The sequence below is a fragment of the Nakamurella sp. GG22 genome, assembly GCF_052976845.2.
Genome location: NZ_JBRIIO020000019.1, coordinates 72,536 through 97,168, shown reverse-complemented (window position 1 = coordinate 97,168; position 24,633 = coordinate 72,536). Strand labels below are relative to the sequence as shown.

Below are 24,633 nucleotides of genomic sequence, written 5' to 3'. Positions count from 1 at the left end.
CCTCTCCCACGCGTCAGCAGGTGGTCCCCTCCTGGGCGGGTTGTCGTAAGGTGAACTAACGAGCTAGACTAACGTTATGACACCGGGCCGCGTTGACGAGGAGACCGTTGCCGCGTTGCGCGCGGCCGTCATGGTGCTGGCCCGTCGTCTGAGGTATCAGCTTGCCGGCGACCAGCTCGCCGGCGGCGACGATCTGTCCGCCACCGAGCTCGCCGTTCTCGGTCGGGTCGGCCGCTGCGGGCCGATGACACCCGGCCAATTGGCCAGGGCGGAACACGTCCGCCCGCCGTCCATGACGAAGGTCATCGAGTCCCTCGAGGGCCGGGGTCTGCTGCGCCGCGAACCCCATCCCACCGACGGCCGGCAGTACCTCGTCTCCCGGACGGAGGCGGCGGAGGCGTTCGTCGAGGCCTCGAGGAAGCTGCGGACCGCCTGGCTCGCCGATCACGTCGGCAAACTCTCGGACTCTGACCAACAGGCCATCGCCGCAGCCACGGCCGCCCTCGGACGGCTGGCGGAGCTGCCATGAGCCTGGTGACGCTGCACCGCCCCACACCCACGCAAACCCACGACCGGGAGACCCCCACGCCTGACGTCGCCGCGCCGAGCGGCCATACCTCCACTTTCGCCGCCCTGCGGGTCCGCAACTACCGGCTGTTCTTCGGCGGCCAGGTGGTGTCGAACACCGGCACCTGGATGCAGCGGATCGCGCAGGACTGGCTCGTCCTGCAGATCACCAATTCGCCGCTGGCCGTCGGGATCACCACGGCGCTGCAGTTCCTTCCCATGCTGTTGTTCGGCCTCTGGGGCGGGCTGATCGCTGACCGGTACCCGAAGCGGCGGTTGTTGATGATCACCCAGTCCGTGATGGGCGTGCTCGCGGTGCTGCTCGCCGTCCTGACGCTCACCGGGATGGTGCAGGTCTGGCAGGTCTACCTGATCGCTGCGGGACTCGGCCTGGCGACCGTGGTCGACAACCCCGCCCGGCAAACTTTCGTGAACGAGATGGTGCCCAAGGATCTCGTCCGGAATGCGGTCGGGCTCAATTCGGGAAACTTCCAGCTGGCCAGGATGCTCGGGCCGGCGGCCGCCGGTGTGCTGATCAGCGCGGTCGGCATCGGCTGGGCCTTCGCCTTGAACGCGCTGAGCTACCTCGCCGTTCTCGGGGCGCTCGCCATGATGCGCAGCCGTGAGCTGCAGCGGATGCCGCTCGCGCCGCGCGGTCCCGGTCAGCTCCGGGAGGGCCTGGAGTACGTCCGGCGCACCCCTGCCCTGCTCTGGCCGATCGTGCTGGTCTTCTTCGTCGGCACCTTCGGCTACAACTTCGCGATCATCCTGTCCGCCTACACCAAGGACATCTTCAACTCCGGCGCCGACGTGTACGGCCTGCTGAACACCGCAATGGCGGCAGGCTCGGTGGTCGGTGCGCTGTTCGCCGCCCGCCGGACGAGCGCCACGCTGAAGGTGCTGTTCCTGTCGGCCGCCGGCGTCGGGGTTGGCCTGATCGTGCTCGGCCTGACACCGTGGTTCGTGCCGTTCGTAGGTCTTCTGGTGGCGGTCGGATTCATCTCCGTCACCTTCAACACGCTCGGCAACTCCTCGGTGCAGCTGGCCAGCTCGCCGGAGCTGCGGGGCAGGGTGATGAGCCTGTACATGCTGGTCTTCATGGGCGGCACCCCACTGGGGTCGTTGCTGGTGGGGTGGATCACCGAGCAGTGGGGCGCGCCGCTGGCCCTGGTGATCTCCGGTGTGGTGTGCGTGCTGGCCGCGGTCGGTGCCGCCGTGCTGGCCGCCCGGTTCGCGGGCATCTCGGTGCATCTGAACCTGCACCGGGGCGAGTCCCGCGAGCTGGCGTCCGGTGGGTCGGGGCGGTCCTGACGTTCCGGCCGGCATGAGTCTGTCGCGTGACGGTGCCGCGGCTTTCGGCCGGCATGTGCACGCGCGGAGCGCGTCGGAACACCCGTGCATGCCCGGGGCCCGTCGGAACAACCGGCGGGTGGTCGGAGCAACGTCCGCGGCTGTTGTGCCGTCGCGGCAGCGGTTGTAGCGACCCGCCGCGTTCGATCCTGAGCACGGCGCGAGGGTCCATCAGCGTGTGACGCCCACCGCGGGACCGGCGCCGGACGGGCTCCGGCTGGTACCGTCGGCGTCGTCGAAGACCCCTGGTGGGAGAGTTCCGCTGCTCTCGAATACCGGTAGCGGAACGCCGAAGGAGCAAGTCCTCCCCACAATCTCTCAGGCCACCGAACCGCCGGGGACAGACACCTCTGGAAACAGGGCGCCGGATCCGCACTCTGGACCGGTGGCCTCGCCGAAGGACGGGCCGCGACAGGCGGTGCGTCCCACGCTCCGATGACAGAGGGGGAGACCGGGTCCGCCCGGTACGGCCACATGTCATCAGCCCGTGGAGCGATCCGCGGACGATCCAGGCCCGGCTCGCCGGGCGGAGGTGGACACCCATGAGCGCACGTTCCGCGGTCGACGAATCGGTCGAAGCCGCAGCCACGACATCCACATCGGCGACGTTTGCCGACCGGCACATCGGGCCGGACGCGGGCGGTATGGCCACGATGCTGCACCTGCTCGATCAGCCCGATCTCGATGCCCTGGAGACGGCGGCCGTCCCGGCGAGCATCCTCGGCGGCCCGGGACTCGACCTGCCGGACCCGGCGTCGGAGACCGAGACCCTCGCCGAACTGCGCGCCCTGGCCGCGAAGAACCGGCCGCTGGTGCAGATGATCGGACTCGGCTACCACGACACCATCACCCCGGGCGTCATCAAGCGGAACGTGCTGGAGAACCCCGCCTGGTACACGGCCTACACGCCGTACCAGCCGGAGATCTCGCAAGGCCGCCTCGAGGCCCTGCTGAACTTCCAGACCGCGGTCTCCGACCTCACCGGCCTGGACATCGCGAACGCCTCCATGCTGGACGAGGCAACCGCCGCGGCCGAGGCGATGACGCTGATCCGCCGCACCGCCAAGTCGAAGTCCAACCGTTTCGTCGTCGACGCCGACTCCCTCCCGCAGACGATCGCCGTCGTGCAGACGCGTGCGGAGCCGATCGGCATCGAGGTGGTCGTCGCCGACCTGTCGGCCGGGGTCGAATCCCTCCCCGTCGGCGACTTCTTCGGGCTGCTGCTCAGCTATCCGGGTGCGTCCGGTGCGGTCCGGGACCACGAGGAGCTGATCGCCGCCGCGCACCAGCGCGAGGCCAAGGTGGCCGTGGCGACCGATCTGCTGGCCCTGACGCTGCTCCGCCCGCCGGGGGAGATCGGTGCCGACGCGGCCGTCGGATCCTCTCAGCGTTTCGGCGTTCCGCTCGGCTTCGGCGGTCCGCATGCCGGCTTCCTGGCGGTGCGGTCCGACGTGCAGCGTCAACTGCCCGGCCGGCTGGTCGGCGTCTCGCACGACGCGCACGGCACCACCGCGTTCCGGCTCGCCCTGCAGACCCGCGAGCAGCACATCCGCCGGGAGAAGGCGACCTCCAACATCTGTACCGCGCAGGTGCTGCTGGCCGTCATGGCGTCGATGTACGCGGTGTACCACGGCCCGGACGGGCTGCAGCGGATCGCCGAGCGCGTCCGGTCGCAGGCCCTGCTGCTGGCCGGCCGGTTGCGCAGCGGCGGCATCCGCGTTGAGCACGACGTCTTCTTCGACACCGTCCGGGCGAGCGTGCCCGGGCGCGCCGCCGGGATCGTGACGGCGGCCCGCGAACGCGGCGTCAACCTGTGGGCCGACGGTGACGACGCGGTCCAGATCAGCGTGTCCGAGGCCACCACCGACGCCGATCTGCGCGCGGTCGTCGAGGCGTTCGGCGTACCGGGCGCGGCGCACACCCCGCTGCCGTCGGCTCTTCCGGCCGGCGTCACGCGCACGTCGGACTACCTGACCCACCCGGTGTTCCACGCGCACCGCAGTGAGACCGCGATGCTGCGCTACCTGCGCCGGCTCTCGGACATGGACCTGGCGTTGGACCGCACGATGATCCCGCTCGGCTCCTGCACGATGAAGCTGAACGCCACCACCGAGATGGAGGCGGTGACTTGGCCGGAGTTCGCCGGGTTACACCCGTTCGCCCCCGTCGAGGACGCCACCGGGATGCTCGAGCTGATCGACCAGCTGTCCAGCTGGCTCTGCGAGATCACCGGCTACGCAGCAGTTTCGCTGCAGCCCAACGCGGGATCGCAGGGTGAGTTGGCCGGCCTGCTGGCGATCCGCGCCTACCACCGCTCGCGCGGCGACGACGGTCGCACCGTGTGCCTGATCCCCGCGAGCGCGCACGGCACGAACGCCGCCAGCGCCGTCATGGCCGGTATGCGGGTCGTCGTGGTCGGCACCGACACCGGCGGCAACATCGACATGGCGGACCTCCGCGCGAAGGTCGACAAGCACGCCGCCGAACTCGCCGCGATCATGGTCACCTACCCGTCGACGCACGGCGTCTTCGAAGACACCATCACCGAGCTCGCCGACGTCATCCACGGCGCGGGCGGCCAGGTGTACGTCGACGGCGCGAACCTCAACGCGCTGGTCGGTGTGGCCCGTCCCGGCACCTTCGGCGGCGATGTCTCGCACCTGAACCTGCACAAGACGTTCTGCATCCCGCACGGTGGCGGCGGGCCCGGCGTCGGGCCGGTCGCGGTGGCCGCGCACCTCGCCCCGTTCCTGCCGAACCACCCGCTGGCACCGTCCGCCGGACCGTCGACCGGTGTCGGGGCCCTCGCGGCGGCGCCGTGGGGTTCGGCGTCGATCCTGCCGATCAGCTGGGCCTACATCCGGATGATGGGCGCGCCGGGCCTCCGCCGCGCCACGCTGACTGCGATCGCCGCCGCCAACTACATCGCCCGGCGCCTGGACGAGCACTTCCCGGTGCTCTACACCGGCGGCCGCGGCTTCGTCGCGCATGAGTGCATCCTCGATCTGCGGCCGATGACCGCTGCGACCGGCGTGACGGTCGACGACGTCGCAAAGCGGTTGGCCGACTATGGTTTCCACGCTCCGACGATGTCGTTCCCGGTGGCCGGCACGCTCATGGTGGAGCCCACCGAGAGCGAGGACGTCGGCGAGATCGACCGCTTCTGTGCCGCGATGATCGCCATCAAGGGTGAGATCGACCGGGTCGGCGCGGGGGAGTGGCCGGTGACGGACAACCCGCTCCGCGGAGCCCCGCACACCGCCGCATCGCTGGTGGAGGACTGGGACCACCCGTATTCGCGGGCCGAGGCGGTGTTCCCGGCCGGTGTCTCGCCGGCGCACAAGTACTTCCCGCCGGTCGGCCGGATCGACGGGGCGTACGGGGACCGCAACCTGGTGTGTTCCTGCCCCAGTCCCGAGGCGTACGCGTAGCGAGGAACGAGCGGAGCGTGCGCCGACCAGTCAAGACAGTGGCGTACGCCTGACGGGAGGCGAAGCAGCCTGACCCGGTGGCTGCCGCAACGAGCACCCCGCTCGGCCGGGGTGCGGTTACCGTGGCGGGATGGACCGTCGGCTGGCCGGGATCGTCGTACTGATCCTCGCGCTGGCCGCGGTCGTCGTGGTGCCCTCGGTGGACGGCCGCCGGGTGGCGGGCAGTGCCGTGGCCATCACCTTCCCTGACCCACCGGTTGTCGGCGACTGCCTGCGCTCGCCGTTTCCGGCGTCTGCGCTGTCGCCGGGTATGGCACCCGAGGTTCAGGTCACCGCCGCAGATCTGGGCCGTTGTGAAGGATCGATCAGTGGCGAGGTGGTGGCTTTCTGGCCCACCCCGGCGATCGCCAGGCGGCGCCGTCGTCTCGGTTCGGCGGACCGTGTTACCCGCAGGCCGCCCAGTTCGCCGGGCTGGACATCTCGACTCCACGCTCGACCGACATTCCCGGGGCACCGTCGGGTGGGCTGGTGCGGTGGAAGCCCACTATTTCGTTCCGGGCTGTGCAACTGGTGCCGGGCGAGGAGGAGCAGCGGGCCGGCCGGAACTGGACGGCGTGCCTGGTGCTGCCGTCCGACGAACCGACCTACCAGGGCACGCTGCGGGACGCGGTGACCGCCGGGATGCCGGCCGGGTTCGGATTGTGCTGGAACGGCACCGACCTGGGCCGCATGCCGGAGAACGTGCCTTGCAGTCAGCCACATCTGGCGGAGGTGGTGGCAACCGGTTGGGTGCGCGACCGCAGCACCGTGACGATCCCGGAGGTGGCCGACGCCTGCGCCGGCATTGCGGGTCGGCTGATGGGATCGGCCGACCCGACCCGCGGGGGGCGGCTCCGCGTGGTCGCCGACCGGATGACGTCACAGACCGACGGTCGCTCCGACGGCCCGTTGACGGTCGCGTGTTTCGTGACAGCCGCTGCGGGCCAGCAGTTGTCGGGGTCGGTCGTCGGGCTCGGCGAACGCGACGTTCCATTCGTGCAATGACCTGGCCGGCCCGTGCCGACACACTGTCGGCGGCGCGATGAAACGGGCGTTGCATGAAAAGGGGCGAGGGATGACGAGGCGGGTCGGCGGGATCGCCCTGTTGATCGTCGCCCTGCTCGGCACGCTGATCATCACCAGGCTCGACGGTGTGCGGGTCGCCGGAACGGCCATCGCCCCGCCGGGTGTCGGTGCACCGTCGGTCGGCGACTGCGCGGTGCGCTTCGTCGGGCCCGCCCCGACCACCCCGGCCCAGGTCCGCGATCCCCGTGCTCCCGGTGCCCCGGCAGACGAGGTGTCCACGATCTTGGAGTCCGGTGTGCGCTTCGGCGCCTGTACGGGTGAGCATGTCGGAGAGGTGGTCGCCTACCGGACGATGCCGCGGCAGGCGCTGACCGAAGTGGACCGGGCCGCCGACGTGCAGTGGTGCCGCTCCGTCGCGGGGGACTATCAGGCGCATGCCCGGTGGCGGGTGCGGGACGCAGCGTCCGGAGTGTGGATTCCGTTGACCGGCCAGCAATTCACCACGGTGCTGAGTGACGTGTTCCCGGTTTCCGATGAACCGCGCTGGTCGGCCTGCATGGTGGGCGCAACCGGTAACGAGGCCTACACGGGCTCCTATCTCCAGTCGTTCGCCGTGGGGATGGCGCCCGCACCGTTCGGCCGATGCATGACGGACGGGGAACGTGCGCGGGACGTGTCGTGCACGGCTCCGCACGACGCTCAGGAGTTCGGTGTCGGTTCGGGCGCCCCGATGTCGGCGCGCGAAGCGGTCGCCGCGTGCCGCGAGTTGATCGCGGCGATGACCGGGATGGCGGACATCACCGCCGCCGGTCGCTTGCGCACCGAGTTGGTCGGCGGCGGCACCCGCTCTGCCGATCCCGTCGGATGTCGGGTATCCGTGGTGGGACCGGCTCAGCTGACGGCAACCCTCATCGGCATCGGCAATGGCGGCCTGCCGCTGCTGTGATCAGCCGGCTCTGTCAGCCGGCCGGCGGGGTCTTGATTGCTGCAGCGAGGGCGGCTGCGACCTCGGCACCGGCGTCGGGCAGCAGGCCGTTCGCCGACCCGGCGGGCGGTTCGGAAGTGGCGTTCGAGCCGGGAGCCGCCGAGCCGGGGGAGGCGCCGGCGGACGCCGGACCGGTGGAGTCGACCAGCTCGAGACCGGCGGCGGTGAAGGCTGCGTCGCCCTCCTCGCCACGGAGGTAGGCGACGAAGGCTGCCGCGGCATCGTCGAGTGCCGGTGTCACCCAGCTCGCGGTGAGTGGGACCGCAAAGGCGGCGTCGCCGACGGTGGGTCCCGACGGCTCGATTGCCGTCAACCCCGGTGTCCCGACCGAGAAGCCGGTGAGGTCCGACTGCACGACGGGCACCGAACTGAACTCACCGTTGCCTGCGGCGAGTGCGGTCAACGCGTCCTGGGTGAGCGCCGGTTCCGGTCGGGGACCTCCGGCAGCGGTGGCGGCGAGTTGCGGAGCGGCCGCGGTCACCGAAGCGACATCGACGGTGCCGGCGTCTCCGGCAATCACCGACTGCAGTGCGTAGCTGGTTGCCCGATTCTCCGTCGGGTCGGGGAGCGCCACGATCAGCCGGTCACCGCCAGGCAACCGGAGGCTGCCCCGTGAGCCGGCGGCTTCCGGCAGGTCCTGCCAGCTGAGCGAGGCGGCCTTCACGGCGTCGGCGTCGTCGTCGCGAACGGCCAACACGACGGGCGACGTCGCCAGCGGGTTCTGATCCCGACCGGCGGTGAGCGAGCTGTCGGCTTCCTCCAGAGCGAGCAGGTCGGCCTCACTGTCCGGCACCCAGAGCGCCGGCGCGGGGCTCGATTGCGCCGTCCATCCTTCGGCCAGCGCCTGCTCGGCCTTCGATCCGGACGCGGTTGTCACCGACGTGGTGACGCAGGCGGACCTGGCAACCGGGTTGGTGGCATCGAACGCCGCCGCGGCCGCCTTGATCGCCGCAGCGGAACCGGGAGAGGCCACCACCTCGAGCACGACGTCAGAGGTGCAGCTGGTGGACGCGGCGTCGTTGTCGTCACCGCCCACGACAAGCAAATACACCACGGCGGCGGCCGCCAGGACCACGGCGCTCACCAGCGTGACGATGATCCATGGGGCGATGCCGCGGCGACCACCATCGGATGCATGGCGCGACGACATGGAACCTCCAGCTCACACGGACCGGCCGCCAAGGGCTGCGGCGGAGGCCGTTCAGCGTGCCGCAGTGGGGCAACTCTAACCAGACATCACCGACAGGCCGTCCGATCGGCGCCGCGGGAGGACCATCGGGGCCGGTGACGCGGTTCTGTCCGGCCGGTACCACCGCTCAGGGATAACCCGGACAACTTGCACGCGCGGTGTCCGGGACGATCCTGAATTTCTCCCTCAGTAACGGCGGGCAGGTGGAAGCTGGTTGGATCACCTGCAACGATGGTTTCACCGCGTCTGTGCGCGGGGGTGCCGTAGCGTGCAAGAAGCCGAGAGGAATCACCATGGCGAATCCGTTCAGCAAGGCCTGGAAGTACCTGATGGCGCTGTTCTCGTCGAAGGTCGACGAGTACGCCGACCCGAAGGTACAGATCCAGCAGGCCATTGAGGACGCCCAGCGCCAGCACGCAGCGCTCTCCCAGCAGGCGGCCGCCGTGATCGGCAACCAGCGTCAGCTCGAGATGAAGCTGACCCGGCAGATGGGCGATGTGGAGCGGCTGTCGTCCTCCGCCCGGCAGGCACTCGTGCTGGCGGACGAGCAGCGCGCCAAGGGCAACGCCGCCGAGGCGGACAAGTACGAGCAGACGGCTCAGGCCTTCGCCACCCAGTTGGTGGCGGCAGAGCAGCAGATGGAAGACCTCAAGGCCATGCACGACCAGGCCCTGCAGGCGGCTCAGCAGGCCAAGAAGGCCGTCGAGAACAACGCGATGCAGTTGCAGACCAAGCTGGCCGAGCGCACCAAGCTGTTGTCCCAGCTCGAGCAGGCCAAGATGCAGGAGCAGGTGTCGGCATCGCTGCAGTCGATGTCGCAGCTGCAGGCACCCGGCAACGTCCCGTCGCTGGACGAGGTCCGCGACAAGATCGAACGCCGCTATGCCAACGCGCTGGGATCGGCCGAACTGCACACCGACTCCGTCGAGGGCCGGATGCTCGAGGTGCAGAAGTCCACCCTGGACATGGCGGGTGCGTCGCGGCTCGATCAGCTCCGCGCGCAGCTGCACCCGGAGCTCGCCGCCCAGCAGCCGCGGTCGATCGATTCGGCGACCGGCACCACGACCACGCCGGCGGCACAGCCGGCCGCATTGCCCAACCAGCAGACCTGAGGTTCGGAAGTCCGTCATGCGTAAGGCCACCGTCCGGGCGTTGACCACCAAGGCCGCCGTGTCACATGGGGTCGAACTGGCCACGATGGTCAGCGCCACGGCGGCGGAGGCGGTTCGTACCCGCCGAGATCCGGCAATGGTGGCCCGACGCCGTCGTCGTGCGGCCAAACGCCGGGTCCGCGTGTGGACCACAGGGACCGTTGCCGGCACGGCGGCGACCGCAGGTGGTGCCGTCGTGATCGCCACCGGCGGGCTCTCCGCCAGCGTGATGGCCGCGATGGTGATCAGCGTCGCGTTCCTGATCTGGAGCATCGTCGGTCTGGTACGGGCCGCAGCGGATCTGCGCGCACGAACCCGAATCGTCGACGCGCTGCCCGCGGCGTCGCCGCCGCGGCGGGCCGTCGCAGGTGCGATCCGCCCCGAGATCTCCCGGTTGGACGGATATTCCGACGGCCTGCGCCAACTGATGGGAATGGTCGGGATCGTCGACGACGATCCCGGTGTTCGTGAGTTGCGGGACGAGATCCTGGCAGCGGCCGATGCGACCGAAACCCGGCTGCGGCGACAGGCGGACGAGCTGACCGCGGTGCTGCGGGCGCAGCGCAACGCCCCACCCGATGTGGTCGCACAGCTCGATGCGACGGCAACCCTGCTGAGCAGCCGGATCCGGGAGGGCGTTGCCGGATACGGTCAGCTGGTCTCGGCGGCGAGCGAGGCGGCAGCGGCGTCCCGCTCGCTGGCGGACACCACCGCACGACCCGGGATCACGACGCCCGCCGGGGCCATAGCGCCGGTGGCGTCGACCGGCTCACTGCATCCCGAGTTGGAACACCCCATCGACCAGCTCCGCTCGTTGGCCGCCGGGATGCGGGAGCTGACGCAGGGCTGATTGCGGCTGCGATCAGGTCTGGTGCTCCGCTGGTTCTCCAGCAGGAGCCATCGTCGGCGCGGTCAATCCCGGCCAGATGATGTCCATCAGACGTTCCGGCACCGTGTCGTCCGCGGGCTTGGGCCTGCTCTGGTGCGAGTACATCAACATCGGACCGACCAGGGCGACCGCCGCGAGTTGCACGTCGAGGTCCGGGCGGAGCTCGCCGCGCTCGATGCCCCGGCGGAGCGCTTGGTAGAGCCAACGCCGTCGCGGCATGACCACCCGATCGAGATACTCGGCGTATAGCTGCGGATGGCTCAGGCTGTACGACATCATCCGCGGCATGATGCGGCCGGCGACGCTGTCCGCGTCCCTGGCGGCCATGTGCCGCAGTGCCTGCAGCAGGACGTCCCGGGTCGGTGCGTCCGAGTGCTCGTCGGGCGCGACGGGGAAGTCGTCGTTCAGGGTGGCCAGAGCGTCGAGCACCAGTTCCTGTTTGCCCGCCCAGCGCCGGTAGATCGTCGCCTTGCTCACCTCGGCGCGCGCTGCAACGGCTTCCATCGACAGCGCGTGATACCCCTCGTCCGCGAACAGCTCCAGTGTCGCGTCGATGATCGCCCGGTCGGCGCGCAGTTCGCGCGGCCGACCGGGCTTGCGTCCCGGAGGCCCGGTGGTCTCGTCGATCACGGCCGGCCGGACGGGTTGCCGACGACCGCCGGATCCAGGTCGCCGTCGGCCGCATGCCTGCCCACCGAAACAGGAGCGGCGGCCCTCGCGGAGTTCTCGTCGACATCGTCCGGTGCGGCATGGCGCCCACCGCCGGGAACGGCGTCGGCTGCCGCGACGACCGGACGAGCGTGGGTGTCGCCGTCCGGCTGCGGTGCAGCGGGCACCGATCCCGGACCGGATCCCGTCCAGGCCACTGTCTCCGCTTGCGCGGGCAGCCGGAGCAGGATCACCGCGATGGCGATCACCAGCAGCCCGGCGGAGACGAAAGCTGCGGTGTGCAGTGCCGGCATGAACGACTCGTTCGCGACCTGGCGCAGCTGCTCGATGGCCGATGCGGGCACCCCACCGGTGGCGGCCAACCGATCGGCCACCTCATTCGTGCCGCCGATCGAATCGGTGGCGGCGCTGAGCGCCTCCGGCGGGAGTCCCTTGCCTTCCAGCAGCGGGCCGATGTTGTTGCTGTAGACGGTGCCGACGACCGAGGACAGGATGGCCACGCCGAAGACGGCGCCGACCTGGCGGACGGTGTTCTGAACGGCGGATCCGGCTCCCGAGCGCTCCGGCGGGGTGGCCAGCGTCATCCGGGTGGTGGACGGCGCGATGGTGTTGCCCAGGCCGAACCCGAACACGACGCCCACGATGACCAGGAACCACACGGGTGCATCGGGGCTGATGAACGCGAAGCACAGCATGCCGGTCAGGGCGAACAGCAGGCCGACGGTGATGACGGTGCGAGCACCGAACCGGTTCACCATGCGGGAGCTCCGCGGGGCGCCGAGCAGCTGCCCGACGGCGAAGGGCAGCACGAGCAGGCCGGCCTGCAGCGGCGACCAGCCGCGGACGATCTGGTAGTAGAAGGTCAGGAACAGCAGGGTTCCCTGCATCGCCGCGAAGGCCAGCGAGACGCCGGCCAACGGCACGGAGAACGACCGGATCTTGAACAGCGACAGGTCGATGGACGGGTGCGTGCTCCTGCTCTCGTAGACCCCGAACCCGATCAGAACGAGGAGTCCGACGATCACGGAACCCCAGGTGGACGGGGCACCCCAGCCGACGGACGAGGCGTTCTGGATGCCGTAGACCATCAGGAACAGGCCGACGACGGACAACACCAAGCCGAGCGGATCGAGCTTGCCGGGCCGCGGATTCTTGGTCTCGGGCACCAGCATGATGATGCCGATGATCCCGACGATCACGATCGGGACATTGATGAAAAAGACTGAGCCCCAGTCGTTCCCGGTCAGCCAGTTGAACCAGTTCGGGTGCTCCAGGAGAAGTCCGCCGAGGACGGGCCCGAGTGCGACGGCACCGCCGACGGCCGCCGCCCACACACCGATCGCCTTGCCGCGCTCCTGCGGCGGGAAGATCACCGTAATGATGGACAACGAGATCGGCATGACCGACGCCCCGCCGATGCCCATCAGCGCGCGGAATGCGATCAGCTCGCCGGGGCTGCTGGCGAAGGCACAGAGTGCGGATGCAGCGCCGAACAGGACAAGACCGATCAGCAGGATTCGCTTGCGACCGAAGCGGTCACCCATGACCCCCCAGGTGAACAGCAGGGCGGCGAACGCGAGGGAGTAGGCGTTGATCGCCCACACCAGCTCGTTCTGGGTGGCGCCGAGGTCCTGCTGGATCGTCTTGAGAGCAACGTTGAGGATCGTGTTGTCGAGGATGACGACGAGCAGACCGACGACGAGCACGCCGAGGGCTCTCCACCGCTGCGGGTACATCCCCGCGGTGACCGCCCCTGGGGTCTGTGCTGGAGATGCGCCGGCCGCGTCGGCTGATGAATGGGACATGGGAACCCTCTTGCGCGCTGAGCGCCACGGGAATGCAGCGCGGTTCGATGTGTCGGCGGAGATGTCCGCTGACGGCGACAACCGCAGTCTCGTCGAAGTTATTCCGATACGCAACGGTGTCGTTTCGAATCGCCCGATGGATCAGCGGCGCCGCTTCAGCATGATGATCAACACGACGATCGTGGTGAGCAGGCCGGCCGCGATGACGAGCTGGCCGAGCGGACTGGACATTCCGGTGGGATCCATCGGTCCAGTTTCCCGCCTGCTCCCCGAGCCGGGGTCGGCTGTCGGGGGTGGCGAGTAGGAAGGTCGCCATGGGACGACAGGCGGAGAAGCAGTGCGGCACAGGCCCGGGCGTATCGGCGCGCCGGGCGCAGGACCTTCGGATCGGCGACAGGGTGATCTGCGGCGAGCACCCGCTGACGGTGACATCGACGCGGCTGCAAGGGGTTCGGGGCGGAACGGTCTCGGTCGGTTTCGCCGAGCAGGGGGAGCGGGTCAGCTTCGCGCCGAACGAGCTGCTCGACATCCAGGATTCCGTCGGGGCCGTGCGCCTGGGGCGTGGGCCGAACGGTCGGTGGTGAGGGCGCGGATCGGTGAGGGCGCGGATCGGTAGGGTCGCGGTCGTGCGACTGACCGAGTTCCGAGCGCTGATGCAGGCCCAGTTCGGGCCCCTGCGAGCGCCTTCCGTGGCCCATGATCATGTCTTCTCGGCGCTGTCTGGCCGCACGGCCGACGAGGCGCTGGCGGCTGGTGAAGATCCCAAGGCGGTCTGGTCAGCGGTGTGCGCGGACTTCGATGTCCCGGACGAATTGCGGTACGGACTGCCCGACTGAGTCGGTGCTGTCGGCGCAGGTGTCGGGAGACCGGTGGCCAGGACCGCGCTCCGCAGGGCCCGCAGATCGGCGTTGAGGGCAGCGAAACACGCCGATGATGATCTCGCATATCGAACACGTGTACGTCTAAAGTTGTCCCCATGCGCCGATCCATCCACATTGCCGTGGAGGTTCGGGGTGGCTGTCGGTGGCTCCCTCTAGCGTCGGCATCGACAAGCAACACAGCGGACTTTCCTCCGCCCGCGACAGTGCGGACATGGGATGTCGCACCGAACATCAGACGAAAGGCACGGGTGGGTTATGTCGGCACCGGATCGTGAGAAGGCACTCGGCATTGCGCTCGCGCAGATCGAGAAGCAGTACGGCAAGGGCTCGATCATGCGGCTGGGCGACGACGGCCGGGCGCCGGTCGAGGTGATCCCGACCGGATCCATCGCCCTCGACGTGGCTCTGGGCATCGGTGGTCTGCCCCGGGGTCGGGTCATCGAGATCTACGGGCCGGAGTCCTCCGGCAAGACGACGGTCACCCTGCACGCGGTCGCCAGCGTGCAGGCCGCCGGCGGCATCGCCGCCTTCATCGATGCCGAGCACGCACTCGATCCCGAGTACGCCAAGGCGCTGGGGGTAGACACCGACGCACTGCTGGTGTCGCAGCCGGACACCGGGGAGCAGGCGCTGGAGATCGCCGACATGCTGATCCGTTCCGGCGCGATCGACCTGGTGGTCGTCGACTCGGTGGCCGCGCTGGTGCCCCGTGCCGAGATCGAAGGTGAGATGGGTGACAGTCACGTCGGTCTGCAGGCCCGGCTGATGTCGCAGGCACTGCGCAAGATCGCCGGTGCGCTGAGCAACACCAACACCACGATGATCTTCATCAACCAGCTCCGCGAGAAGATCGGCGTGATGTTCGGGTCCCCGGAGACCACCACCGGTGGCAAGGCGTTGAAGTTCTACGCCTCCGTGCGGTTGGACATCCGCCGGATCGAGGCGCTCAAGGACGGCACCGACGTGGTCGGCAACCGGACGCGGGTCAAGGTGGTCAAGAACAAGATGGCGCCGCCGTTCAAGCAGGCCGAGTTCGACATCATCTACGGCACCGGTATCTCCCGCGAGGGATCGCTGATCGATGTCGGCGTCGAGCAGGGCCTCGTCCGCAAGGCGGGCGCCTGGTACACCTACGACGGCGAGCAGCTGGGCCAGGGCAAGGAGAACGTGCGGACGTTCCTCAAGGAGAACCCGGACATCGCCGACGAGATCGAGAAGCGGATCAAGGAAAAGCTCGGGATCGGTGCGCGCATCGATCTCGACGCACCGGTGCCCGCTCCGGTCGACTTCTGATCGGTCGTGGCCGCACCGAACACGTCGGAGCTTCGCGGGCCGGATCGAGGCGGCGAAGCTCCGACAGAACTGGCGAAACTCGACGTCGTCCGTGAGCTCGCTGCTCGACTGGCCGCCATCGAAGCGGGTCCCGAAGCTGGATCCGGGTCCTCGGCAACGAGGTCCTCGGACACGGCGACGGCCACCACGGCCCCCGTCGCCGCGACGACAGGACCAGGGGTGTCGGGCCCCGAGCGCGTTCGTGGCAACGGTTCAGCGACGGCGATCGGCTCGAGTGGCACCGAAGGGCCGAGCCATCCGGCTCGGCGCAGGCGGGGCGAGCCGGGCGGCCACCCGGAGGACGACCTCGGGGATCCCGAAGCCGTGGCCAAAGCGATCTGTCTGCGACTGTTGACGGGCTCGTCGAAGCCACGGGCCGGCCTGGCCACGGCGCTCAAGCTCCGCGGCATCCCGGACGATGTGGCAGGGCGAGTCCTCGACCGGTTCACCGAGGTTGGTCTGATCAACGACCAGGCCTATGCCGAGGCGTTCGTTGCGGTGAAGCATCGCGAGCGGGCTCTGGGCCCGACCGCCCTGCGGACCGAACTGCGCCGCAAGGGGGTCGACGACGATATCGTCGCGGCCGCCGTCGGTTCGGTCGATCCGGACATGGAACGCGACCGCGCCGGCGCACTCATTGCCCGGCGGGTCGACGCAGCGATGGCGCACGGTGAACCGGCTGCGCGGCGCAGGCTCATCGGCCTGTTGGCCCGCCGCGGCCACTCGGCCGAACTCGCCCACCAGGTCGTCGACCAGGCAGTGACCGCCTACCTGGACGAACAACATCGGGACGAAGCCGGCTGACCGCCGCGCCACCAGAAGTCGGGCGAGCTCCCGGCGAATTGCGAAGATCGGTCACGAAATCAGTGACCGAGCGTGACATCGGGCCTCAGCGTCCGGGTTCGCGCCAGCTCCTTGGACCGCTCCGAACCGCGCCGTCGGCGGCTCGGACCTGCCTGACCAGCGCCGTCACTGCGGGTCGGCTTGACCCGTGGGGTGCGGCTCCTTAACCTCGGTGACAACAGGAGAGTCACCATGCGCGCACCGCAAGGCTGCGCGGACGATAGCGGCGATCGTGCCGCACCCGCTCGGACTTGCCAGAGTTGCTGTTGTTGACGCCGTTCTCGTCGTCGATGTGGTTGTTGGTCGTACCGCTGGCCGGTGGCGTCCGCGACCCTCCTGCCGTCCATCAGAATGGGCGGCACGCCCCTCTCAACGGGCTGCCGTCCCCGTGCGGCACAGGTGAGGGAGGGTCGAGATGTCCGACGTTCTCGTCATCGTGGTGATCGCAGCCCTGGTGGTCGCGCTGGTGGCCGTGCTGATCGTCGCCCGGCGGCGGCCCGCACCGGCGCCGGCGCTCGACGAGGATGCGCTGCGGCGGCTGGTCGAGCAGGCCGTCAACCGCCCGGTCGAGGCCAGCGCAACAGCGGAGCCGGCACCGGAACCCGACCTCGGTCGTTTCGCCCTGCTCAGTCACGAGGCAGCCGCCGCCGCCGAAGCGGCCGACGCCGTCCGGCGCACCGCCGCGGAGGCCGCCGACGAACTCCGTGCGCGTTCCCGCCAGGACGCCGAGCAGGTGCGTGCCGATGCCAGAGCCGAGGCCGAGCGCACCGTCGAGGCCGCCCGGGCGCAGGCACTGGAGCTGCGGAACAACCTCGAGTCCGAGCGGAACCGCATCACGGTTGAGGCGACGGCCGCGCTCACCGAGGACCGTCGGGAGCTGCAGGAAGCCGAGCAGCGGCTGCGCGAGGCGGCCGACGCGTTGGCCGAGGAACAGCATGCGCTGATCGCCGACCGTCGCCGGATCGGCTCCGAGCAGGGCGAGCTGACGGCGACCAAACGCTCGCTGGAGGCCCGGCAAGAGGCGCTCGCCGCCGAGCAGGCCGGACTGGTCGACCGTTCCAAGGAACTCGACCGGCGCGAACAGGAACTCGCCGCTTCCGCGGCCGCTTACCAGGCAGAGCTGGTCCGGATCTCCGGGCTCACCGCGGACGCCGCGCGTGCCGAACTGCTCGCCGGTCAGGAAGAGGCCGTTCGCCGGGACGCCGCCATGATGATCAGGCGGATCGAGAGCGAGGCGCAGAACACCGCGAAGCAGCGGGCCAGGGCCATCGTCGCCGAGGCCATCCAGCGGGTCGCGTCCGACCAGACCGCGCAGACCGTGGTGGCCGTCGTCCACCTCCCGGCGGACGAGGTCAAGGGCCGGATCATCGGCCGCGAGGGCCGCAACATCCGGGCCTTCGAGACGGTCACCGGGGTGAACGTCATCATCGACGACACCCCAGAGGCGGTGCTGCTGTCCTGCTTCGACCCGGTCCGCCGGGAGATCGGCCGGATCACCCTCGAGATGCTGATCGAGGACGGGCGCATCCACCCGCACCGCATCGAAGAGGCCTACGAGCGGGCCCGCGACGAGGTCGACGTGCTCTGTCAGCGCGCCGCCGAGGACGCCCTGCTCGAGGTGCGCATCACCGACGTGCACCCCGAGCTGGTCAGCCTCATCGGCCGGCTCAAGTACCGCACGTCCTACGGTCAGAACGTCCTGGGCCACCTCATCGAGACCGCGCACATCGCCCGCGGCATGGCGTCTGAGCTGGGCATCGACCCGACGATCGTCAACCGAGGCGCGTTCCTGCACGACATCGGCAAGGCGCTCACCCACGAGGCGCAGGGATCGCACGCCATCGTCGGCGCCGAACTCGCCCGCAAGTACGGCGAGTCCGACGAGGTCGTGCACTGCATCGAGGCGCACCACGACGAGGTGCCCCCGACGACGGTCGAAGCCGTCCTCACCCAGGCCGCGGACGCCTGCTCCGGCGGCAGGCCCGGTGCCCGCCGCGAATCCCTCGAGTCCTACGTCCAGCGACTGGAGAAGATCGAGGCCATCGCGCATTCCAAGCGTGGCGTCGAGAAGGTCTTCGCCATGCAGGCCGGCCGGGAGCTACGGGTGATGGTCAAGCCCGACGTCATCGACGACCTCGAGGCGCACGTGCTGGCCCGCGAAGTGGCCAAGCAGATCGAGGAGGAGCTGACATACCCCGGTCAGGTCCGGGTCACCGTGGTTCGCGAGTCCAGGGCCACCGAGATCGCCCGCTGAGCCGCTGAGGCTGAGCCATCGACGGGACGGTCAACGGCGCTCGTCGACGCCGGGCACGTTGAGCACCTCGATGGTCTGTCGCGCCGCCAGCAGATCGGTCTGGGCTGCGTCGTCGATCTTCACGATGCGCTGGCCACCTCGCCGGGTCCGCAGCTTTCGCTCCAGGTAGTGCGACAGCGAGCTGAGTGCCATGTTGATGACGATGTAGATGACGGCGACGACGACGTAGGTCGGCAGCAGGTTGCCGTAGAAGCTGGCGGAGGTGTTCGCCGCCCGCCGCAGTTCGACGTAGCCGACCAGGATGCCGCCCAGCGCGGTGTCCTTGACGATGACCACCAGTTGGCTGACGACGGCCGGCAGCATGGTCGTCACGGCCTGCGGCAGCAGCACGATCGTCATCAGTTGGGTCTTGTTGAGCCCGATCGCCAGCGCCGCCTCGGTCTGCCCGCGCGGCACCGCGAGGATCCCGGCCCTGACCACCTCAGCCAGGACCGAACCGTTGTAGAGCACGAGGCCGATCACCACCGCGGCGAACGGGCTCGAGACGCCCAGCACGGCGAACCAGAGCTGGAAAGCGAAGAGCATCAGGATGATCACCGGGATCGACCGGAAGAACTCCACGATCACGCCCGCCGGCCAGCGCAGCCAGGCGTGGTCCGACAACCGGGCAATGCCCAGCAGGGCACCGATCGGGAGGGCGATGATGACGCTGACGAAAGCCGCCTGCAGCGTCGCCCACAGTCCGGGAAGCAGGTAGGTCGTCCAGTTCTGGCCCTCCAGGAAGGGCGACCACTTGGCGGATTCCAGCTGGTTCTTCGACGCCAGGATCGAGATGACCCACCAGGCGAGAAGGGCCAGCAGCAGCCCGAAAGCGACACTCAGGATGATGTTGAGCCGCTTGGCCTTCGGCCCCGGGATGTCGTAGAGAACAGTGGCGCGCTCGCTCATCGCTTCACCGCGTTCTTCTTGGCGAGGGCGCCGAACAGCAGCCCGGTCGGCAGGGTCAGCACGATGAAGCCGGCGGCGATCACCAGGAAGACCGCGGTGAACTTGTCCGCCTCGTTCTCGATCAGGGTGTTCATCAGCAGCGCGGCCTCCGCCACCCCGATCGCGGAGGCGACGGTGGTGTTCTTGGTCAGCGCGATGAGCACCGAACCCAGCGGGGCGATCACGGCACGAATGGCCTGCGGCAGCACCACGATGCCGAGCACCTGGGTGAACGTCAGGCCGATCGCGCGGGCCGCTTCCGCCTGGCCGGGCGGGACGGTGTTGATGCCGGAGCGGATGGCCTCGCAGACGAAGGTGGAGGTGTAGATGATGAAGCCGACGACCGCGAGCCGGAAGTTCTGGTTGTCCAGGAAGGCCTGCGGGTTGACGCCGGCCTCCCTGGTCGCGAGCCGCACGCCGAGCTGATTCGCGATGACCTGCGACATCATGATGATGATCAGGGTCAGCGGAATGTTGCGGATGACGTTGACGAACCCGCCGCCGAACCCGCGCATCAGCGGGACGGGACTGACCCGCATCGCGGCGAGCAGGACGCCCAGTACGAAGGAACCGATGGCCGACCAGAAGGTCAGCTGCACGGTCAGCCAGAACGCCCCGAGCACGTTGTATCTCGGGTCGGACAGGAAGCTGAAGTCCACCGGTTCTCCTCTCTGTGCTCATGCGTCACACGAGTCGAGCGGTGGACGTGTGAGCGCCGGCACATCAGGGCTGACGGGATCCATGCGGGTTGGCTACCGGGTGGAGCTGAACTCACCGGTCCCCGAGCAGTGAGTGCCCGGGGACCGATGAGACGGTCTTACGTCAGCTGGTCGGTGCGGCTGACGCCGACGCCAGGCTGCCGGGGGTCGGCGGGGCCGGGATGGTGAAGCCCGACGGCCCGACGGTGCTGTCCAGCGCCTTCTGCCAGCTGCCGTCGTCGATCATCGCCTGGATGGCCGCGTTGATCGCGTCGGTGCCCGCGGTGTCGTCCTTCTTCAGGCCGATGCCGTAGTTCTCCGTCGAGAAGCCCTTCCCGACGAGCTTGAGCTCACCCGGGTACTGCGCGGCGTAGCCGGCCAGGATGACGTTGTCCGTGGTCACCGCGTCGACCGCGCCGGAACGCAGGGCCTCGACACACTCGGTGTACGTGCCGTACTCCTGCAGTGCCACGTCCGCCGCGTAGGTGTCCTTGACCTTCTGCGCCGAGGTGGAACCGGTGACCGAGCAGAGGATCTTGCCGGCCATCGCTTCCGGTCCGGTGATCTCGGTGTTGTCGCTCTTGACCAGCAGGTCCTGCGCTGCGACGAAGTAGGGCCCGGCGAAGTTCACCTTCTCCTTGCGGGTGTCGGTGATCGAGTACGTCGCCACGATGTAGTCGACCTCGCCGCGCTCGATCAGGCCCTCGCGTTCGGCCGACTTCGCTTCCTTGAACTCGATGTTGGCCTCGTCGACACCCAGGTTCTTGGCGACGTACTTGGCGACCTCGACGTCGAACCCGGAGAAGGTGCTGTCGGGGTTCTTCAGGCCCAGGCCCGGTTGGTCGTATTTGATGCCGACGACCAGCTTGCCGTCTTGAGCGGCGCCGAGCACCTGCGAGTCGCCTTCCGCTGCCGAACTGGCGCTGCTGGTTGCCCCGCTCACTGCACTGGCGGCCGCGGACGTCGCCTCGGAGGCAACACTCGCCGCCGCGCTGGTGGCGGCCCCGACGGCGCTCGTCACGCTCGACGCGGCGTTGTCGGCGCTGCTGCCGCATCCCGTCACGACGAGTGCCAGGGCGGCCGCCCCGGCCACGGCTGATGCGATCTTGCGGAGTCTCATTCGGTCGTTCCTTCCGATGATCGTCGGCGCGGGTCGGTCCCGGCCGCAGGTCAGTGAGTGAGGATCTTGCTGAGGAAGTCCTTCGCCCGGTTGCTCGTCGGGTTCGTGAAGAAGATTTCGGGTGGCGCGTCCTCGACGATCTCGCCGTCGGCCATGAACAGCACCCGGTCGCCGGCCTTCCGTGCGAAGCCCATCTCGTGCGTGACGACGACCATCGTCATGCCCTCCTTGGCGAGCGAAACCATGACATCCAGGACCTCGTTGACCATCTCAGGATCGAGCGCGCTGGTCGGCTCGTCGAACAGCATGACCTTGGGTTTCATCGCCAGCGCACGCGCGATGGCCACCCGCTGCTGCTGACCGCCGGAGAGCTGCGCGGGGAGCTTGTCACGTTGCTCGGCGATGCCCACCCGCTCGAGCAGCGAGATCGCGAGGTCCTCGGCGGCCTTCTTGTTCATCTTCCGGACCTTGATCGGCCCCAGCGTGACGTTCTGCAGGATCGTCTTGTGCGCGAAGAGGTTGAACGACTGGAACACCATCCCGACGTCGGCGCGCAGCTGCGCGAGCCCCTTGCCCTCGGCGGGCAGCGGCACACCGTCGATGGCGATGTCCCCGGAGTCGATGGACTCGAGCCGGTTGATCGTCCGGCACAGGGTGGACTTCCCCGAGCCCGACGGACCGATCACGATGACGACCTGACCGGCGGGCACGTCCAGCTGGATGTTCTTGAGGACGTGCAGCGGCCCGAAGTGCTTCTCGACATCGCCCATGCTGATCATCGGTCGGCCCGTTGTGGACGTGACGCCGGCCTCTACGCTCACAAGCCCTCCCGAAGGGTTGTCCCGCGGCACGTCGGCCGCACAGTGGACCGAGAGTGTCATATCGAGCGGAGCGGCGGCACCGTTCGGGGTGTGTAGTCACCAAACCTTTACGGAAGCATGGCGAACTATGCGTGGTGTGACTGGTTTGACCGGATCGTCGTCACCGTACGGTGAGCGGTATCGGCGAGGCGTCTGGGCCGGACGCAGGTTGATCAGGAGATTGCCGTACGGACCGTGTCGCGGTGGGTAGTCATGCTATTTCGAACCGGCTCTGATGAGAAGGCAACTACGCGATTCCATCTGCCCGACACCGGGGCGTTGCGAGCGGTTCGGGGCACCGGGCGCGCCACGTACGCTGATCGGCGTGAGTTCTGCCGTCGTAGACCGGGTGGGTGAGCACCCGACCCCGGATACCCGCACCTATCAGGTCCGGACGTACGGCTGCCAGATGAACGTGCACGACTCCGAACGGCTCTCGGGGCTCCTGGAGCAGGCCGGATACCGGTCGGTCGCCGCCGGGGACCAGGCCGACGTTGTCGTGTTCAACACCTGCGCCGTCCGGGAGAACGCCGACAACAAGCTCTACGGAAACCTCGGCCACCTGGCGTCGGTCAAGGCGAAGCGTCCCGGCATGCAGATCGCCGTCGGCGGTTGCCTGGCACAGAAGGACCGCAGCGAGATCCTCCGGCGCGCCCCGTGGGTCGACGTCGTCTTCGGCACCCACAACGTCGGGTCGCTGCCCGTCCTGCTGGAGCGCGCGCGGCACAATGACGAGGCGCAGTTGGAGATCCTCGAGTCGCTGGACGTCTTCCCGTCGTCGTTGCCGGCCAAGCGCGACTCGCACTACTCCGGCTGGGTCTCCATCTCCGTCGGCTGCAACAACACCTGCACCTTCTGCATCGTGCCGTCACTGCGTGGCAAGGAGGCCGACCGTCGCCCCGGCGATGTGCTCGCCGAGGTCGGGATGCTCGTCGCCGACGGCGTTCTCGAGGTCACCCTGCTCGGCCAGAACGTCAATTCCTACGGTGTCCAGTTCGGCGACCGGGCGGCGTTCGCCAAGTTGCTGCGGGCCTGCGGGACGATCGACGGTCTGGAGCGGGTCCGGTTCACCTCCCCGCATCCGAAGGACTTCACCACCGACGTCATCGACGCGATGGCCGAGACGGCCAACGTGTGCCATCAGCTGCACATGCCGCTGCAGTCCGGATCCGACCGGGTGCTGCGCGCGATGCGGCGTTCCTACCGCAGCGAGCGCTACCTGTCGATCCTGTCCGAGGTGCGCGAGGCGATGCCCGACGCCGCCATCACGACCGACATCATCGTCGGCTTCCCGGGCGAGACGGAGGACGACTTCCAGGCCACCCTGGATGTGGTCGCCGCGTCGAAGTTCGCTGCTGCCTTCACCTTTCAGTACTCGCCACGCCCCGGCACCCCCGCGGCCGGCATGCCGGACCAGGTCCCGCGTGAGGTCGTCACCGAGCGCTTCCAGCGGCTGATGGCCGTAGTGGACGAGTCTGCGTTGGGTGGCAACCGGGCGCTGGTCGGGACCGGCGTCGAGGTGCTGGTGGCATCCGGCGAGGGTCGTAAGGACGAGGGCAACGGTCGGCTGTCCGGTCGGGCCAGGGACGGCCGGCTGGTGCACTTCACTCCGAACGGCGCCGGCGAGGTCGCGATCTCGGACGGCGCGATCCGTCCGGGTGACGTCATCACCACCACCGTCACCGCCGCCGCGCCGCACCACCTGCTGGCCGACGGCGGCGTGCTCACCCACCGCCGGACCCGCGCGGGGGACCGTTTCGAGGCCGGCAGCACGTTGCGGACGCCCGGCGTCGGGCTCGGGATGCCCGGACTCGGTCGGCCCGCAGCGCCGGTCGCCGCAGCGTCAGCCTGTTCGGTGCGCTGACCCCAACGCTTCGTCCGGGTTCCGGGTCGGGCCAACGGCCGGGGTGACGGTCGGGGTGATGAGGAGCAGGTCGGCGCGTCCGCGGGAGGCAAGGACCAGGCCGGCGTTCCGACCGTCGGTGCCGGTGACGGCTCGGTCCCTGGCTTCGTCGGGGAGCCGGCCGAAACGCACGTGCCGCCTGACCAGTCTGTCCACCCGCTCGTCATCGGGGACGTCCAAGAACCACACCTCGGTGCACAGGGCGCGCACCCGGTTCCACGGCGCCTCGTCCAGCAGCAGGTAGTTGCCCTCGGTCACCACCACTCGTGTGGCGGGCGGCACGGCGACGGCACCGGCGATGGGCTCCTCGAGATCGCGGCGGAACTCCGGGGCGTACACGACGTCGGACGCCGGCTCGGCCAGCCGTTCCAGCAGGGCGACATACCCAGCGGCGTCGAAGGTCTCGGGTGCTCCCTTGACCGGCGCGGTGCCCGCTTGGTCGAGCACGCGCTGCGCGAGGTGGAAGCCGTCCATGCCGACCAGCACAGCCCCGGGCCCGTACCCGGCGACGACAGCGGCCGCGAGCGTGCTCTTCCCGGCGCCGGGCGCACCGGCGATGCCGACCACGACGCGCGACCGGCTCGCGGCCAGCCGGCGCACCCGGCTCACCAGCTCGGTGGGGTCCGCCGGCACCGCGGCCGGCCCCACCGGGTC

The 24,633-nt window shown here is 69.3% G+C and carries 21 protein-coding genes and 1 riboswitch; of the genes, 13 read left to right on the top strand and 8 right to left on the bottom strand.

Annotated features, from left to right (window positions below):
• The first annotated feature begins 76 nt into the window (after nt 1-76).
• The 5 genes from ACVBEQ_RS18720 to ACVBEQ_RS18700 all read left to right on the top strand — a co-directional run bounded on the left by ACVBEQ_RS18720 (nt 77) and on the right by ACVBEQ_RS18700 (nt 7,359).
• Nucleotides 77-529 carry a MarR family winged helix-turn-helix transcriptional regulator gene (locus ACVBEQ_RS18720; protein WP_447154807.1) on the top strand — a complete coding sequence of 151 codons (453 nt, stop codon included), beginning with the start codon at nt 77-79 and terminating at the stop codon, nt 527-529.
• Nucleotides 526-1,878: an MFS transporter gene (locus ACVBEQ_RS18715; protein ID WP_447154806.1), complete on the top strand. Its 1,353-nt coding sequence runs from the start codon at nt 526-528 to the stop codon at nt 1,876-1,878. The genes ACVBEQ_RS18720 and ACVBEQ_RS18715 overlap by 4 nt, the downstream gene beginning before the upstream one ends.
• Nucleotides 1,879-2,156: 278 nt before the next feature.
• Nucleotides 2,157-2,261, top strand: a riboswitch (glycine riboswitch).
• 198 nt (nt 2,262-2,459) lie between these two features.
• Nucleotides 2,460-5,348 (top strand): aminomethyl-transferring glycine dehydrogenase, encoded by a 2,889-nt coding sequence (gene gcvP / locus ACVBEQ_RS18710; protein ID WP_447154805.1) that lies wholly within the window; start codon nt 2,460-2,462, stop codon nt 5,346-5,348.
• Nucleotides 5,349-5,909: 561 nt separating this feature from the next.
• A complete protein-coding gene (locus ACVBEQ_RS18705; protein WP_473163189.1) occupies nt 5,910-6,392 on the top strand; it encodes a hypothetical protein in 483 nt (160 codons plus the stop codon).
• A gap of 70 nt (nt 6,393-6,462) precedes the next feature.
• Nucleotides 6,463-7,359, top strand: coding sequence for a hypothetical protein (locus tag ACVBEQ_RS18700; protein ID WP_447154803.1), 897 nt, complete (start codon nt 6,463-6,465; stop codon nt 7,357-7,359).
• 13 nt (nt 7,360-7,372) lie between these two features.
• On the opposite strand, the gene ACVBEQ_RS18695 is transcribed toward ACVBEQ_RS18700, so the two are convergent.
• Nucleotides 7,373-8,548: a substrate-binding domain-containing protein gene (locus tag ACVBEQ_RS18695; protein ID WP_447154802.1), complete on the bottom strand. Its 1,176-nt coding sequence runs from the start codon at nt 8,546-8,548 to the stop codon at nt 7,373-7,375.
• Between the two features lie 332 nt (nt 8,549-8,880).
• Between ACVBEQ_RS18695 and ACVBEQ_RS18690 the strand changes: the two genes are divergently transcribed.
• Together ACVBEQ_RS18690 and pspM are read left to right on the top strand one after the other, a co-directional pair.
• Nucleotides 8,881-9,699 (top strand): PspA/IM30 family protein, encoded by an 819-nt coding sequence (locus tag ACVBEQ_RS18690; protein WP_447154801.1) that lies wholly within the window; start codon nt 8,881-8,883, stop codon nt 9,697-9,699.
• Between the two features lie 16 nt (nt 9,700-9,715).
• Nucleotides 9,716-10,588 (top strand): phage shock envelope stress response protein PspM, encoded by an 873-nt coding sequence (gene pspM, locus ACVBEQ_RS18685; protein ID WP_447154800.1) that lies wholly within the window; start codon nt 9,716-9,718, stop codon nt 10,586-10,588.
• A gap of 12 nt (nt 10,589-10,600) precedes the next feature.
• On the opposite strand, the gene ACVBEQ_RS18680 is transcribed toward pspM, so the two are convergent.
• Both ACVBEQ_RS18680 and ACVBEQ_RS18675 read right to left on the bottom strand, forming a co-directional pair.
• The gene (locus ACVBEQ_RS18680) at nt 10,601-11,257 is read right to left on the bottom strand and encodes a TetR/AcrR family transcriptional regulator (RefSeq protein ID WP_447154799.1); all 657 of its coding nucleotides are present in this window, start codon (nt 11,255-11,257) and stop codon (nt 10,601-10,603) included.
• Nucleotides 11,254-13,101: an MFS transporter gene (locus tag ACVBEQ_RS18675; protein ID WP_447154798.1), complete on the bottom strand. Its 1,848-nt coding sequence runs from the start codon at nt 13,099-13,101 to the stop codon at nt 11,254-11,256. Before ACVBEQ_RS18675 ends, ACVBEQ_RS18680 begins: the two co-directional genes overlap by 4 nt.
• 314 nt (nt 13,102-13,415) lie before the next feature.
• Here ACVBEQ_RS18675 and ACVBEQ_RS18670 point away from each other — a divergent pair, with 314 nt between their 5' ends.
• The 5 genes from ACVBEQ_RS18670 (at nt 13,416) to rny (ending at nt 18,411) form a co-directional block, all read left to right on the top strand.
• Complete coding sequence (locus ACVBEQ_RS18670; RefSeq protein WP_447154797.1) at nt 13,416-13,685, top strand: hypothetical protein; 270 nt, start codon at nt 13,416-13,418, stop codon at nt 13,683-13,685.
• 42 nt (nt 13,686-13,727) lie between these two features.
• Nucleotides 13,728-13,937 (top strand): DUF3046 domain-containing protein, encoded by a 210-nt coding sequence (locus tag ACVBEQ_RS18665; protein WP_447154796.1) that lies wholly within the window; start codon nt 13,728-13,730, stop codon nt 13,935-13,937.
• A 300-nt stretch (nt 13,938-14,237) separates the two neighbouring features.
• A complete protein-coding gene (gene recA, locus ACVBEQ_RS18660) occupies nt 14,238-15,275 on the top strand; it encodes a recombinase RecA (protein WP_447154795.1) in 1,038 nt (345 codons plus the stop codon).
• Nucleotides 15,276-15,281: 6 nt separating this feature from the next.
• A complete protein-coding gene (locus ACVBEQ_RS18655) occupies nt 15,282-16,118 on the top strand; it encodes a regulatory protein RecX (RefSeq protein WP_447154794.1) in 837 nt (278 codons plus the stop codon).
• A 454-nt stretch (nt 16,119-16,572) separates the two neighbouring features.
• A complete protein-coding gene (gene rny, locus ACVBEQ_RS18650) occupies nt 16,573-18,411 on the top strand; it encodes a ribonuclease Y (RefSeq protein WP_447154793.1) in 1,839 nt (612 codons plus the stop codon).
• A gap of 30 nt (nt 18,412-18,441) precedes the next feature.
• On the opposite strand, the gene ACVBEQ_RS18645 is transcribed toward rny, so the two are convergent.
• The 4 genes from ACVBEQ_RS18645 to ACVBEQ_RS18630 form a co-directional block, all read right to left on the bottom strand.
• The gene (locus ACVBEQ_RS18645; protein WP_447154792.1) at nt 18,442-19,359 is read right to left on the bottom strand and encodes an amino acid ABC transporter permease; all 918 of its coding nucleotides are present in this window, start codon (nt 19,357-19,359) and stop codon (nt 18,442-18,444) included.
• On the bottom strand, nt 19,356-20,057 hold the full coding sequence (locus ACVBEQ_RS18640) for an amino acid ABC transporter permease (protein WP_447154791.1): 702 nt from the start codon (nt 20,055-20,057) through the stop codon (nt 19,356-19,358). Before ACVBEQ_RS18640 ends, ACVBEQ_RS18645 begins: the two co-directional genes overlap by 4 nt.
• Nucleotides 20,058-20,220: 163 nt before the next feature.
• On the bottom strand, nt 20,221-21,216 hold the full coding sequence (locus tag ACVBEQ_RS18635) for a glutamate ABC transporter substrate-binding protein (RefSeq protein ID WP_447154790.1): 996 nt from the start codon (nt 21,214-21,216) through the stop codon (nt 20,221-20,223).
• Nucleotides 21,217-21,266: 50 nt separating this feature from the next.
• Nucleotides 21,267-21,995: an amino acid ABC transporter ATP-binding protein gene (locus ACVBEQ_RS18630; protein WP_447154831.1), complete on the bottom strand. Its 729-nt coding sequence runs from the start codon at nt 21,993-21,995 to the stop codon at nt 21,267-21,269.
• A gap of 430 nt (nt 21,996-22,425) precedes the next feature.
• On the opposite strand from ACVBEQ_RS18630, the gene miaB reads away from it, so the two are divergent.
• Complete coding sequence (miaB, locus tag ACVBEQ_RS18625) at nt 22,426-23,940, top strand: tRNA (N6-isopentenyl adenosine(37)-C2)-methylthiotransferase MiaB (protein ID WP_447154830.1); 1,515 nt, start codon at nt 22,426-22,428, stop codon at nt 23,938-23,940.
• Here the strand turns inward: miaB and ACVBEQ_RS18620 are convergent.
• The gene (locus ACVBEQ_RS18620; RefSeq protein WP_447154829.1) at nt 23,920-24,627 is read right to left on the bottom strand and encodes a nucleoside/nucleotide kinase family protein; all 708 of its coding nucleotides are present in this window, start codon (nt 24,625-24,627) and stop codon (nt 23,920-23,922) included. The two genes, miaB and ACVBEQ_RS18620, sit on opposite strands and share 21 nt — an antisense overlap.
• Between the last annotated feature and the right edge of the window lie 6 nt (nt 24,628-24,633).